10 protein-coding genes are annotated in these 14,951 nt (G+C 59.6%); all 10 read right to left on the minus strand.

The annotated features are described in order from the left end of the window. Nucleotides 1-3: 3 nt before the first annotated feature. Nucleotides 4-300 (minus strand): 50S ribosomal protein L23, encoded by a 297-nt coding sequence (rplW, locus tag CEW87_RS03025; protein ID WP_269807787.1) that lies wholly within the window; start codon nucleotides 298-300, stop codon nucleotides 4-6. 5 nt (nucleotides 301-305) lie between these two features. Next, nucleotides 306-926: a 50S ribosomal protein L4 gene (rplD, locus tag CEW87_RS03030; RefSeq protein ID WP_108949533.1), complete on the minus strand. Its 621-nt coding sequence runs from the start codon at nucleotides 924-926 to the stop codon at nucleotides 306-308. A gap of 14 nt (nucleotides 927-940) precedes the next feature. Beyond that, nucleotides 941-1,579: a 50S ribosomal protein L3 gene (gene rplC / locus CEW87_RS03035; protein WP_108949534.1), complete on the minus strand. Its 639-nt coding sequence runs from the start codon at nucleotides 1,577-1,579 to the stop codon at nucleotides 941-943. A gap of 114 nt (nucleotides 1,580-1,693) precedes the next feature. Then, nucleotides 1,694-2,005 (minus strand): 30S ribosomal protein S10, encoded by a 312-nt coding sequence (gene rpsJ / locus CEW87_RS03040; protein ID WP_108949535.1) that lies wholly within the window; start codon nucleotides 2,003-2,005, stop codon nucleotides 1,694-1,696. A gap of 57 nt (nucleotides 2,006-2,062) precedes the next feature. After that, nucleotides 2,063-3,253, minus strand: a complete 1,191-nt coding sequence (gene tuf, locus CEW87_RS03045) for an elongation factor Tu (protein WP_108971395.1) — start codon at nucleotides 3,251-3,253, stop codon at nucleotides 2,063-2,065. Nucleotides 3,254-3,280: 27 nt separating this feature from the next. Beyond that, nucleotides 3,281-5,377, minus strand: coding sequence for an elongation factor G (fusA, locus tag CEW87_RS03050; protein ID WP_108971396.1), 2,097 nt, complete (start codon nucleotides 5,375-5,377; stop codon nucleotides 3,281-3,283). A 106-nt stretch (nucleotides 5,378-5,483) separates the two neighbouring features. Further along, nucleotides 5,484-5,954 carry a 30S ribosomal protein S7 gene (gene rpsG / locus CEW87_RS03055; RefSeq protein ID WP_108949538.1) on the minus strand — a complete coding sequence of 157 codons (471 nt, stop codon included), beginning with the start codon at nucleotides 5,952-5,954 and terminating at the stop codon, nucleotides 5,484-5,486. Nucleotides 5,955-5,987: 33 nt separating this feature from the next. Further along, nucleotides 5,988-6,365, minus strand: a complete 378-nt coding sequence (gene rpsL / locus CEW87_RS03060; RefSeq protein ID WP_108949539.1) for a 30S ribosomal protein S12 — start codon at nucleotides 6,363-6,365, stop codon at nucleotides 5,988-5,990. A 132-nt stretch (nucleotides 6,366-6,497) separates the two neighbouring features. Beyond that, on the minus strand, nucleotides 6,498-10,712 hold the full coding sequence (gene rpoC / locus CEW87_RS03065) for a DNA-directed RNA polymerase subunit beta' (RefSeq protein WP_108971397.1): 4,215 nt from the start codon (nucleotides 10,710-10,712) through the stop codon (nucleotides 6,498-6,500). A 44-nt stretch (nucleotides 10,713-10,756) separates the two neighbouring features. Continuing rightward, complete coding sequence (gene rpoB, locus CEW87_RS03070; protein WP_108971398.1) at nucleotides 10,757-14,890, minus strand: DNA-directed RNA polymerase subunit beta; 4,134 nt, start codon at nucleotides 14,888-14,890, stop codon at nucleotides 10,757-10,759. Nucleotides 14,891-14,951 lie beyond the last annotated feature (61 nt).

The following is a 14,951-nucleotide window of genomic DNA, read 5'->3' on the forward strand; positions in this document are numbered from 1 at the left end:
TGATTACTCCCCAGCCGCAAAGTTGATTTCCTGGCCGGGCTTGAGGCAAACGAAGGCCTTCTTCCAGTCTTTGCGACGACCGACGGTGCGGCCCGAACGCTTGACCTTGCCCTTGACGTTCAGGACCTGAACCGACTCAACCTGCACCTTGAACAGCAGCTCAACAGCCGCCTTCACCTCGGGCTTGGTTGCGTCGGACGCGACCTTGAACACCACCTGCTCGTTCTTGTCGGCGACATAGGTCGCCTTTTCGGAAATCTGAGGGGCAAGCAACACCTGCAGCAGACGTTCCTGAGTAATAGCGCTCATTGCCACGATTCCTCCATCTTTGCCAGCGCACCCTTGGTGACCAGCACCTTCGGGAAACGCACCAGCGAAACCGGATCGGCCTCGTGAACGTCGAGCACCAGAACCTGATTCAGGTTGCGCGAGGACAAGAACAGGTTCTCGTCCAGGCCATCGGTGATCACCAGCACGGAGTCCAGACCCATACCCTTGAGCTTCTGAACCAGCATGCGGGTCTTCGGCGCCTCAACGCTGAAATCCTCGACCACAGCAAGACGGTCTTCGCGAGCCAGCTGCGAGAGAATCGCGGCAACACCGGCGCGATACATCTTGCGGTTGACCTTCTGCGAGAAGTTCTCGTCGGGCGAGTTCGGGAAGATCTTGCCGCCGCCACGCCAGAGCGGGCTGGACGCCATACCGGCACGAGCGTTACCCGTACCTTTCTGACGGAAAGGCTTGCGCGTCGATTTGTTAACCTCGGCACGACCCTTCTGGGCACGATTACCCGAACGTGCATTCGCCTGATAGGCGGTCACGAGCTGGTGAATCAGCGCTTCGTTGTATTCACGGCCAAACAGCACGTCAGACGCCTGCAGCGTCGACGCAGCCTGACCCTGATCATTCAATAGTTTCAGTTCCATTGCGTAATCGCCCCTCAAGCCTTGACCGCGGGACGAACGACTACGTCGCCACCCTTGGAGCCCGGCACCGCGCCCTTGATCAGGAGCAGTTGACGCTCGACGTCAACACGCACGATCTCGAGACCTTGCGTGGTGCGCTGAACGTTGCCGTATTGACCAGCCATGCGCTTACCAGGAAACACACGACCCGGGTCCTGCGCCATACCGATCGAGCCCGGCGAATTGTGCGACACGGAGTTACCGTGCGACGCGCGGTTCGATGCGAAGTTGTGACGCTTCTGAACACCGGAGAAACCCTTACCGATGGTGACACCCGTCACGTCGACCTTCTGGCCAACAGCGAACAGATCAGCACCGACGGCGTCACCAGCCTTGAAGCCGGAGACTTGCTCGGCATCAACGCGGAACTCGCGCAGAATGCGGCAGGGCTCGACACCCGCCTTGGCGAGATGCCCGGCGAGCGATTTGACGACGCGACTGGCGCGACGCTTACCTACAGCGACCTGGACCGCGGCATAGCCGTCGGTTTCAGGCGTCTTGATCTGGGACACACGGTTGTCGGACACGTCAAGCACCGTCACCGGGATGGTCCTGCCATCCTCAGCAAAGATGCGAGTCATGCCGACCTTGCGCCCTACAAGGCCTAGACTCATTTTTTTCTCCTGATTCCCGGTTTCGATTGACCGGGGGTCGAACAAATAAATTGCACCAAAAGGCACAAGGGCCGGATTATACCGGCCCTATCGAAATAAACGCAAGCGCGATTATTACTGCAGCTTGATCTCTACATCCACACCAGCCGGCAGATCCAGCTTCATCAGTGCATCAACCGTCTTGTCGGTCGGATCCACGATATCCATCAGGCGCTGGTGAGTGCGAATTTCCATCTGGTCGCGCGAAGCCTTGTTGACGTGCGGCGAGCGCAGCAGGTCAAAACGCTCGATACGCGTCGGCAGCGGCACGGGACCACGGACGACAGCACCGGTGCGCTTGGCAGTGTCAACGATTTCGAGTGCCGACTGATCGATCAGGCGGTAGTCGAAAGCTTTCAGGCGGATGCGGATTTTCTGGCTTTGCATGATTTTGTTCCCAAAGAGCGAATGCGCGGAGCCCTGTGGCCCCGCGCAGTTTTTATGTTACTCGATGATCTTGGCGACGACACCGGCGCCAACAGTACGGCCACCTTCGCGAATTGCGAAGCGCAGACCTTCTTCCATGGCGATCGGGGCGATCAGCTTGACGGTGATCGACACGTTGTCGCCCGGCATGACCATCTCGGTGCCTTCCGGCAGCGTGATCGAACCGGTCACGTCCGTGGTACGGAAGTAGAACTGCGGACGGTAGTTCGCGAAGAACGGGGTGTGACGACCACCCTCTTCCTTCGACAGAACATACACTTCACCCGTGAAGTGGGTGTGCGGCTTGATCGAACCCGGCTTGCACAGCACCTGGCCACGCTCGACATCTTCACGCTTGGTGCCGCGCAGCAGCACGCCAACGTTGTCGCCAGCCTGACCCTGATCGAGCAGCTTGCGGAACATTTCAACACCGGTGCAGGTGGTCTTGACCGTGGCCTTGATGCCCACGATTTCGATTTCTTCACCGACCTTGACGACACCGCGCTCAACACGACCGGTCACCACGGTACCGCGGCCGGAGATCGAGAACACGTCTTCGATCGGCAGCAGGAAGGGCTTGTCGATTGCACGCTCAGGCGTCGGGATGTAGCTGTCAAGCGCAGCAGCCAGTTCGAAAATGGCCGGCTCGCCGATCGGCGACTGGTCACCCTCGAGCGCCTTCAGCGCCGAACCCTTGATGATGGGCACGTCGTCGCCCGGGAAGTCGTACTTGGACAACAGTTCGCGCACTTCCATCTCGACGAGCTCAAGCAGCTCTTCGTCGTCGACCATGTCGCACTTGTTCAGGAACACGATGATGTACGGAACACCAACCTGACGCGCCAGCAGAATGTGCTCGCGAGTCTGAGGCATCGGGCCGTCAGCGGCCGAACACACCAAGATCGCGCCGTCCATCTGCGCAGCACCGGTAATCATGTTCTTCACGTAGTCAGCGTGACCCGGGCAGTCAACGTGAGCGTAGTGACGATTTTCGGTTTCGTACTCGACGTGTGCGGTGTTGATCGTGATACCGCGTGCCTTTTCTTCAGGCGCGCTGTCGATCGACGCATAGTCCTTGGCCTCGCCACCGAACTTCTTCGACAGAATCGTCGTGATTGCCGCCGTCAGCGTGGTCTTGCCATGGTCAACGTGGCCAATCGTGCCAACGTTTACGTGCGGCTTCGTACGCTCAAACTTACCCTTAGCCATTACTAAATCCTCGCTTTAGATCGTTGATTACTTGCGATTGTTGATCACTGCCTCGGCAACGCTCTTGGGCGCTTCCGAGTAGTGCTTGAATTCCATCGAATAGGTCGCACGACCCTGTGACAGCGAGCGCAGCTGGGTCGCATAACCGAACATCTCGGCAAGCGGCACTTCAGCCTTGATCTCTTTCACACCACCGATGAGGTCTTCCATGCCCTGAACGATACCGCGACGACCCGACAGATCGCCCATCACGTTACCCATGTAGTCCTCAGGCGTCTCGACCACGACAGCCATCATCGGCTCGAGCAGCACGGGGTTGGCCTTGCGCATTGCATCCTTGAAGGCCATCGAAGCAGCCATCTTGAACGCGTTTTCGTTCGAGTCGACATCGTGGTAGGAACCGTCAAACAGCGTGACCTTCACATCCACGACCGGGAAGCCGGCGAGCACGCCGTTCGGCAGCGTATCCTGCAGACCCTTGTCGACCGCCGGGATGTATTCGCGCGGAACCACACCACCCTTGATCGCATCGACGAATTCGTAACCCTTGCCGGTTTCGTTCGGCTCGAGCTTGATCCACACGTGACCGTACTGTCCGCGACCACCAGACTGCTTGACGAACTTGCCTTCCTGCTCGACAGCCTTGCGGATTGCCTCGCGGTATGCAACCTGAGGCGCACCGACGTTTGCTTCGACGTTGAACTCACGCTTCATGCGGTCGACGATGATCTCGAGGTGCAGTTCGCCCATACCCGAGATGATGGTCTGACCAGATTCTTCGTCAGTACGCACGCGGAACGACGGATCTTCTGCAGCCAGACGACCCAGCGCAATACCCATGCGCTCCTGGTCGCTCTTGGTCTTCGGCTCAACGGCAACGTGAATCACCGGATCCGGGAAGATCATGCGCTCAAGAATGATGGGTGCGCTCGGATCACACAGGGTTTCACCCGTGGTCACTTCCTTCAGGCCCACGCAGGCTGCGATGTCGCCAGCCAGCACTTCCTTGATTTCTTCACGCTCGTTGGCGTGCATCTGCAGGATCCGACCGATACGCTCTTTCTTGCCCTTCACCGAGTTCAGCACGGTCTCACCGGAGTTCAGCACGCCGGAGTAAACACGCACGAAGGTCAGCTGACCGACGAACGGGTCGGTCATGAGCTTGAATGCCAGCGCCGAGAACTTTTCCTTGTCGTCAGCCTTACGCGAAGTTTCCTTCTCGTCGTCATCAATACCAACGACCGGGGGAATATCCACCGGCGAAGGCAGCAGTTCGATGACGGCGTCGAGCATGCGCTGGACACCCTTGTTCTTGAATGCGGTACCGCACAGCATCGGCTGAATTTCGCAAGCCAGCGTGCGCTGACGCAGACCGGCATTGATCTTCTCAGGCGACAGATCACCGTTCTCGAGGTACTCATTCATCAGGTCTTCGTTGGCTTCTGCAGCCGCCTCAACCATCTGTTCGCGCCACTCGTTTGCAAGCTCGACGAGCTCTGCAGGAATCTCTCTGTACTCGAACTTCATACCCTGGGACGCTTCGTCCCAGATGATCGCTTTCATGCGAACCAGATCGACAACACCGGTAAAGGTATCTTCGGCACCGATAGGAATCACGATCGGCACGGGATTTGCCTTCAGGCGCTGCTTCATCTGCTCGACGACCTTGAAGAAGTTGGCGCCGGAGCGGTCCATCTTGTTCACGAAGGCCAGACGAGGAACCTTGTACTTGGTAGCCTGACGCCACACGGTTTCCGACTGCGGCTGAACACCACCCACAGCGCAGTAGACCATGCACGCGCCGTCGAGCACACGCATGGAACGCTCGACTTCGATCGTGAAGTCAACGTGTCCCGGGGTGTCGATGATGTTGAAGCGGTGCTCGGGATAGGACATTTCCATGCCCTTCCAGAAGCAGGTCGTCGCAGCGGAGGTAATCGTGATCCCGCGCTCCTGCTCTTGCGCCATCCAGTCCATGGTGGCGGCGCCATCATGCACCTCACCAATCTTGTGATTGACACCGGTGTAGAAAAGGATGCGCTCGGTCGTTGTCGTCTTGCCGGCGTCGATGTGCGCTGAGATACCGATGTTGCGGTAGCGCTCAATAGGAGTCTTGCGAGCCACGTTTTACCTGCCTTACGTTATTCGCGCAGCATGCGCGATGAACCGTTCGTTTCGTTAAAAACAATCGAGCCCTATACAGGGCTCGAAACACCGCCACCAATAAGAATCAGAAGCGGTAGTGTGAGAATGCCTTGTTAGCCTCGGCCATCCTGTGGACTTCCTCGCGCTTCTTCATGGCAGCGCCACGGCCATCAGCAGCCTCGAGCAGCTCGCCAGCAAGACGCTGGGCCATCGACTTCTCGGCACGCTTACGGGCCGACTCACGCAGCCAGCGCATCGAGAGCGCCATACGGCGGGAAGGACGAACCTCGACCGGCACCTGGTAGTTTGCACCACCGACGCGACGGCTCTTGACTTCGACCACCGGCTTGACGTTGGCAACCGCGGAGGCGAAAACCTCAAGCGGATCCTTGCCCGACTTGGTCGAGATGTGATCAAAGGCGCCATAGACGATGCGCTCAGCAACGGCTTTCTTGCCGGACTGCATGATCACGTTGATGAACTTGGAAACGTCCTGGGATGCGAATTTCGGATCCGGCAGAATTTCACGTTTTGGTACTTCGCGACGACGCGGCATATCTAACCCTCAAAAATGTTTTGGTAAAGCCGATCAGGCTTTCTTCGGACGCTTCGCGCCGTACTTGGAGCGCGACTGCTTCCGATCCTTGACACCCTGAAGATCGAGGGAGCCGCGAACGATGTGGTAACGCACACCCGGCAAATCCTTTACCCGGCCACCACGAATCAGGACCACGGAGTGCTCCTGGAGGTTGTGACCTTCACCACCGATGTACGAAATGACTTCAAAACCGTTGGTCAGACGAACCTTGGCCACTTTACGCAGCGCCGAGTTCGGCTTTTTCGGAGTTGTCGTGTAGACGCGCGTACACACGCCACGCTTCTGCGGGCAGGCTTCGAGCGCAGGAACCTTGCTCTTGATTACTTCCAGCTGACGCGGCTTGCGGACAAGCTGATTGATTGTTGGCATAGCTTGAGAATTCCCAAAAAACCGAGGCAGCCCGCCAAGGGCCGCCTCGGGCGGTTTATTCCGGCTGCGACCGACTACGATTGGTCGGTCCACAAAAAGAGGCCGGAGTTTAGTCCGAGACTTAAATAAAAGTCAACTCGTGTGACTATCCTGGTGCACTTCCGCAACAACTTCTTCCGGTGCCCAGGCATGCCCCGAGCCAAGATCCTCTCCCGCCACCTGCGCCTTGCGGCTGCGATGGTAGGCGAGACCGGTACCAGCAGGAATCAGTCGACCGACAATGACGTTTTCCTTCAGGCCGCGCAGCTCGTCACGCTTGCCCATGATCGCCGCTTCGGTCAGCACCCGCGTGGTTTCCTGGAAGGAAGCAGCGGAGATGAACGAATCGGTCGACAACGAAGCCTTGGTAATACCGAGCAGCACGTTCTCGTATTGAGCCGGAAGCTTTCCTTCTGCTTCCAGGCGGTCGTTTTCGTCCAGGACTTCGGAACGCTCGACCTGTTCCTCGCGGATGAAACGGCTGTCGCCTGAATCACTGATCACGACACGACGAAGCATCTGACGCACGATCACTTCAATGTGTTTGTCGTTGATCTTCACGCCCTGGAGACGATAAACGTCCTGAACTTCGTCGATGATGTAGCGAGCCAGCGCATTGATACCCTGCAGACGCAGGATGTCATGCGGGTCTGCCGGACCGTCGACAATGTGCTCACCCTTGTTCACCACCTGACCGTCGTGGACCATCAGATGCTTGTCCTTCGGGATCAGGAATTCATGCACCGTGCCATCGGGCTCGGTGATGACCAGACGCTGCTTGCCCTTGGTGTCCTTACCAAAGGACACCGTACCGGTGTACTCGGCAAGCAGGCCAGCGTCCTTCGGCGAACGGGCTTCAAACAGTTCGGCTACGCGCGGCAGACCACCGGTAATGTCACGCGTCTTGGCCGATTCCTGCGGGATACGCGCAAGCACGTCGCCCACGAAGACCTGCTGGCCATCCTTCACCGTGATCAGCGAACCGACCTGGAAGGTGATGGTCACTGCGTGATCGGTACCGGCGATACGGACTTCTTCACCGTTTTCGTCAAGCAGCTTGACCTGCGGCCGGACGCCCTTCGCCGCACCCGTGGGGGAGCGACGCTTGGAGTCAATGACCACCAGGGTCGACAGACCGGTCACTTCGTCGATCTGCTTGGCGACCGTTGCACCTTCCTCGACGTTCTCGAACTTCACCGTACCGGAGTACTCGGTAACGATCGGACGGGTGTGCGGGTCCCAGGTCGCAAGCTGCGCGCCAGCCTTGACGGCGCCACCGTCGTCGACCAGCAGCATTGCACCATACGGGAGCTTGTGACGCTCGCGCTCGCGACCCATCTCGTCGGCAACCACAACCTCTGCCGAACGCGCGATGACAACCTTCTCGCCCTTGGCGCTCGACACGTAGCGCATGTTGCCGGCAAAGCGGATAGTACCGGTCGATTTTGCCTCGACACCGCTCGCGGATGCTGCCCGCGATGCTGCACCACCGACGTGGAAGGTACGCATGGTCAGCTGGGTACCCGGCTCACCGATCGACTGTGCGGCGATCACACCGACAGCCTCACCCGAGTTGACGCGCATGCCGCGTCCAAGGTCACGACCGTAGCACTGCGCACACAGACCGTAGCGCGTTTCGCAGGTCAGCGGAGTACGCACCTTGACCTCATCGACACCGAGGCTCTCGACCAGGTCGACAGCATCTTCGTCGAGCAGCGACCCTGCCTCGATAACGGTCTCCTGCGTATCGGGACTGACGACGTCATCGACGCAGACACGGCCGAGAATCCGGTCGCGCAACGGCTCGATGACTTCACCACCCTCGATCAGGGCCTTCATCGAGAAGCCTTCACGCGTGCCGCAATCGTCCTCGATAACCACCAGATCCTGGGTCACGTCGACCAGACGGCGTGTCAGATAACCCGAGTTTGCCGTCTTCAGCGCCGTGTCGGCCAGACCCTTACGAGCACCGTGCGTGGAGATGAAGTACTGCAGAACGTTCAGACCTTCACGGAAGTTGGTCGTGATAGGCGTCTCGATAATCGAGCCATCCGGCTTGGCCATCAGGCCACGCATGCCGGCAAGCTGACGGATCTGAGCCGCGGAACCCCGCGCGCCCGAGTCGGCCATCATGTAAATCGAGTTGAACGCTTCCTGCCTGACCGTCTTGCCTTCGCGGTCGACCACTTCTTCCGAGCCAAGCTGCTCCATCATGGCCTTGGCAACCTGGTCGCCACAGCGACCCCAGATATCCACGACCTTGTTGTAGCGCTCGCCGTCGGTCACCAGACCAGATGTGTACTGCTGGGCGATTTCCTTGACTTCGCTTTCGGCTGCGCGAATCAGGTCTTCCTTCAGCTTCGGTACCAGCATGTCCTTGACCGCGATCGAGATACCGGCGCGGGTTGCAAGGCGGTAACCGAACTGCATCAGCTGGTCGGCGAAGATCACCGTCGCACGCAGACCGCAACGACGGAACGATGCGTTGATGAGCTTCGAGATTTCCTTCTTCTTGAGCGGCTTGTCAATGACGCTGAACGGCAGGCCTGCCGGCAGGATCTCGGACAGAATCGCACGCCCGGCCGTGGTTTCATAACGGCCGATACGCTCGATGCGCTCGCCGTCAGGCCCCAGGTCCGCTTCCTTCAGACGCACCGTGATACGTGCATGCAGCGAGATCTGACCCGACTCGTACGCACGCTTCACTTCGCTCACGTCGGCCATGAACATGCCTTCGCCAGGCACGTTCACACCTTCGCGGGTGGCGTAGTACAGACCGAGAACGATATCCTGCGACGGCACGATGATCGGCTCGCCGTTGGCGGGCGAAAGCACGTTGTTCGAAGCCAGCATCAGCGTGCGGGCTTCCATCTGCGCTTCCAGCGACAGCGGAACGTGGACGGCCATCTGGTCGCCGTCGAAGTCGGCGTTGAACGCCACGCAGACCAGCGGATGCAGCTGGATGGCCTTGCCTTCGATCAGCACCGGCTCGAATGCCTGGATGCCAAGGCGGTGCAGGGTCGGCGCACGGTTCAGCATCACCGGATGTTCGCGGATGACATCTTCGAGGATGTCCCACACCACCGGCTCCTGCAGCTCGACCATTTTCTTGGCCTGCTTGATCGTGGTCGCCAGCCCGAGCAGTTCGAGCTTGTTGAAGATGAAGGGCTTGAACAGCTCAAGCGCCATCAGCTTGGGCAGACCGCACTGGTGCAGCTTGAGCTGCGGACCAACGGTAATGACCGAACGACCCGAATAGTCAACGCGCTTGCCCAGCAGGTTCTGACGGAAACGACCGCCCTTGCCCTTGATCATGTCGGCGAGCGACTTCAGCGGACGCTTGTTGGCGCCCGTCATGGCCTTGCCGCGACGACCGTTGTCGAGCAGGGAGTCGACCGACTCCTGCAGCATGCGCTTTTCGTTACGGACGATGATGTCCGGTGCCTTCAGCTCGAGCAGACGCTTCAGGCGGTTGTTACGGTTGATGACGCGACGATACAGATCGTTCAGGTCGGAGGTGGCGAAACGGCCACCGTCCAGCGGCACCAGCGGGCGCAGGTCAGGCGGCAGCACCGGCAGCACTTCGAGAATCATCCACTCAGGCTTGATGCCCGAGTGCTGGAAGGCCTCCAGCACCTTGAGGCGCTTGGAGTACTTCTTCACCTTGGCTTCGGAGCCGGTGGTCTCAAGGTCTGAACGCAGCTTCTCGATTTCGAGGCTGACGTCGAGGGTCCGCAGCAGTTCGCGAATACCTTCGGCGCCCATCACGGCATCGAAGTCGTCGCCGTACTCTTCAACCTTCGCCAGGTAGTCGTCCTCGGTCAGCAGCTGACCGCGGTTCAGCGGGGTCATACCCGGCTCGACCACCACGAAGGCTTCGAAGTAAAGCACGCGCTCGATGTCGCGCAGGGTCATGTCGAGCACCATGCCGAGACGGCTCGGCAGGCTCTTCAGGAACCAGATGTGTGCAACGACGCTGGCCAGTTCGATATGGCCCATGCGCTCGCGGCGCACTTTCGACAGCGTGACTTCAACGCCACACTTTTCGCAGATCACGCCACGATGCTTGAGGCGCTTGTATTTGCCGCACAGACACTCGTAGTCCTTGACCGGTCCGAAAATCTTGGCGCAGAACAGGCCGTCGCGTTCGGGTTTGAACGTACGGTAGTTGATGGTCTCGGGCTTCTTGACTTCACCGTAGGACCACGACCGGATCTTGTCGGGCGAGGCGAGACCAATGGTAATGGCTTCGAACTCTTCCTCATGCGGCAAGGTTTGCTTGAACAGGTCAGCGAGCAGGCTCTTCATATATCACTCCATCCAGGACATGCGGGGTACGCAATGTCTCCGGTTCAACCGCGGTCCAGATCGATGTCGATCGCCAGGGAACGAATTTCCTTCACCAGCACGTTGAAGGACTCCGGCATGCCGGAATCAATCTTGTGCTCGCCCTTGACGATGCTCTCGTACACCTTGGTCCGGCCGGTAACGTCATCCGACTTGACCGTCAGCATTTCCTGCAGGGTGTAAGCGGCACCGTAAGCTTCCAGTGCCCACACTTCCATTTCACCGAAACGCTGACCGCCGAACTGCGCCTTACCACCCAGCGGTTGCTGGGTCACGAGCGAGTACGGACCGGTCGAACGGGCATGCATCTTGTCGTCGACCAGGTGGTGCAGCTTCAGAACATGCTTGTAGCCGACCGTCACCTTGCGCTCGAAAGCTTCGCCGGTACGACCGTCATACAGCGTGACCTGACCGCTGATCGGCAGGTCAGCCAGCACCAGCATCTTCTCGATCTCGTCTTCGTGGGCACCGTCGAACACCGGGGTCGCAAACGGCACACCCTTCACCAGGTTCGATGCGAGATCGGTGATCTCCTTGTCGTCGAACTGGTCAAGCTGTTCCGGCTTGCCACTACCGTTATAGATCTCTTCGAGGAAACCGCGCACTTCCTTGACCGCAGCATTGGCACGCAGCATCTTGTCGATCTTCTGACCAAGACCCTTCGCGGCCCAGCCGAGGTGGGTTTCGAGAATCTGACCGATGTTCATCCGCGAAGGCACGCCCAGCGGGTTCAGCACGATGTCGGCTGACGTACCGTCAGCCATGTAGGGCATGTCTTCGACCGGAACGATCTTCGACACCACACCCTTGTTACCGTGACGACCGGCCATCTTGTCACCCGGCTGCAGGCGACGCTTCACGGCCAGATAGACCTTGACCATCTTCTGCACACCCGGCGGCAGTTCGTCGCCCTGGGTCAGCTTGCGCTTCTTGATCTCGAAGGCCGAGTCGAAGTCCTTGCGGGTGGTCTCGAGACCTTCGCGAATGGCTTCGAGCTGGGTCGCCAGGCCCTCATCCGCGAGGCGGATGTCGAACCAGTGATAGAACTCGAGTGATTCGAGGTATTCGACGGTGATCTCGCTGCCCTTGGCCAGCTTCTTCGGGCCGCCATTGGCCTTCTGGCCAACGATCATGCGCTGGATACGGGCGAACGCATCGCGCTCCACAATCCGCATCTGGTCGGCAAGGTCGGTCTTGAAGCCGCGCAGCTGATCATCAATGATCGACTGGGCGCGCTTGTCACGCTCGATTCCTTCACGGGTGAACACCTGAACGTCGATGACCGTACCGACCATGCCCGAGGGCACGCGCAGCGAAGTGTCCTTAACGTCCGAAGCCTTCTCGCCGAAGATCGCACGCAGCAGCTTCTCTTCAGGCGTGAGCTGGGTCTCGCCCTTCGGCGTGACCTTGCCCACCAGTACGTCGCCAGCTTCGACTTCCGCACCGATATACACGATGCCGGATTCGTCGAGTCGGCCCAGCTGAGCCTCACCCAGCGACGCGATGTCACGGGTGATTTCTTCAGGTCCGAGCTTGGTGTCACGGGCAACAACCGTCAGTTCCTCAACGTGGATCGAGGTAAAGCGGTCGTCGGCAACCACACGCTCCGAGATCAGGATCGAGTCTTCGAAGTTGTAGCCGTTCCACGGCATGAACGCCACCAGCATGTTCTGGCCGAGCGCAAGCTCGCCCAGGTCGGTCGATGCGCCGTCGGCGATCACGTCGCCGCGCGAGATGCGATCGCCAACCTTCACCACCGGACGCTGGTTGATGTTGGTGTTCTGGTTGGAGCGGGTGTACTTGATCATGTTGTAGATGTCGACACCGACATCACCCGCCTGCGCCTCGTCGTCGTTAACACGGACGACGATACGCTGGGCATCGACATAATCGACGAGACCGCCACGCTTGGCCTGGACTGCGGTACCCGAGTCGACCGCAACGGTACGCTCGATGCCGGTACCCACCAGCGGCTTTTCAGGGCGCAGGCAAGGCACAGCCTGACGCTGCATGTTCGCGCCCATCAGTGCGCGGTTCGCGTCGTCGTGCTCGAGGAACGGAATCAGCGAAGCAGCCACCGATACGATCTGACCCGGGGCCACGTCCATGTACTGGACCTGATCCGCAGTGGCCAGAGCGAATTCGCCCTTGTGCCGGCAGGATACGAGATCGCCGACCAGCAGGCCGCTTTCGTTGATCTCGGCGTTCGCTTGGGCGATCACGTACTGACCTTCCTCGATCGCTGACAGGTAGTCGATCTGATCGGTGACGGTGCTGTTCTCGACCTTGCGGTACGGGGTCTCGAGGAAGCCGTGACGGTTGGTCCGTGCATACACGGCCAGCGAGTTGATCAGACCGATGTTCGGGCCTTCCGGGGTCTCGATCGGGCACACACGACCATAGTGGGTCGGGTGCACGTCGCGGACTTCAAAACCGGCACGCTCGCGCGTCAGACCGCCAGGTCCGAGCGCCGAGACACGACGCTTGTGCGTGATCTCGGACAGCGGGTTGGTCTGGTCCATGAACTGCGACAACTGGCTGGAACCGAAGAACTCCTTGATCGCGGCCGAAATCGGCTTGGCATTGATCAGATCGTGCGGCATCAGGTTGTCGGACTCAGCCTGGGACAGACGCTCCTTGACCGCGCGCTCGACGCGGACCAGGCCAGCGCGGAACTGGTTCTCGGCCAGTTCGCCAACCGAACGCACGCGGCGGTTGCCAAGGTGATCGATATCGTCGATCTCGCCGCGGCCGTTGCGAAGCTCGACCAGGATGCCGATGACGGCGAGGATGTCCTCGTTCACCAGCACGCCGCTGCCGTCTTCACCACGCGGGCCGACTGCGTCGTAGAACCGCTTGAGCCACGCGGGGGTGCGCTCGTCGATCTTTTCGGGATAGGCACGACGGTTGAACTTCATGCGGCCGACGGTCGACAGGTCGTAGCGCTCAGGCGCGTAGAACAGGCCGTTGAACAGTGCCAGCACGGCGTCCTCGGTGGGCGGCTCGCCCGGACGCATCATGCGGTAAATGGCAACCTTCGCAGCCCACTGATCGGCGGTTTCGTCGATGCGCAGGGTCGAGGAGATGTAGGCGCCACGATCGAGGTCGTTCACATACAGCGTCAGGAGATCACGCACGCCAGCGTCACGCAGCTTCTCGAGCAGCTCTTCGGTGATCTCGTCGTTGGCACGCGCCACCAGTTCGCCGGTCTCGGCATCGGCAACGTTCTTGGCGATGATGCGACCAAGAATGAAGTCGTCAGGCACCGTGATGGTCTTGATGCCAGCCTGGTCGAGCTCACGAATGTGCTTGGCGGTAATGCGCTTGTCACGCGCAACGATCAGCTTGCCATCGGGCGAAACGATGTCGAAACGTGCCACTTCGCCACGCAGGCGATCGGGCACGAGATCGAAATGGATCGCGTCGGCCGACAGATGGAAGGCGTCGAAATCGTGGAAGGTCTCAAGGATCTCTTCCGGCGTCAGTCCAATGGCGCGCAGCAGGATCGTTACCGGCATCTTCCGGCGACGGTCAACGCGGAAGTACAGGTAGTCCTTGGGATCGTACTCGAAGTCGAGCCACGAACCGCGGTAGGGGATGATACGTGCCGAGAACAGCAGCTTGCCGGACGAATGCGTCTTGCCGCGGTCGTGCTCGAAGAACACGCCGGGGGAACGGTGCAGCTGCGACACGATGACACGCTCGGTGCCATTGATCACAAAAGAACCGGTGTCGGTCATGAGCGGAATCTCGCCCATGTAGACTTCCTGTTCCTTCACTTCCTTGATGGTTTCCTTGGGCGCTTCGCGATCCATGATCACGAGACGCACTCGGGCGCGCAAGGGCGAGGCGAAGGTCAGGCCACGCTGCTGACATTCCTTCACGTCGAATGCGGGCTCGCCCAGCATGTACTGGACGAACTCAAGACGGGCGTTGCCGCTGTGGCTTGAAATCGGGAAAATCGAGGTGAAGGCCGCCTGCAGGCCATCGTTAAGCCGCGTCTCGGGCGGGGTATCCGCCTGCAGGAATGCAGCAAACGACTCGATCTGGGTGGCGAGCAGGAAAGGCGCATCGAGCACGGCCGCGCGCTTGGCGAAGCTCTTGCGGATACGCTTTTTCTCAGTGTAGGAATACGCCATGGATGCTCCGGCTAGAGGTCGAACGTCGGGAAGACAGAACACAACGCCCACGTTCTGGACT

The sequence above is a fragment of the Parazoarcus communis genome (genome assembly GCF_003111665.1).
Lineage (GTDB): Bacteria > Pseudomonadota > Gammaproteobacteria > Burkholderiales > Rhodocyclaceae > Parazoarcus > Parazoarcus communis_B.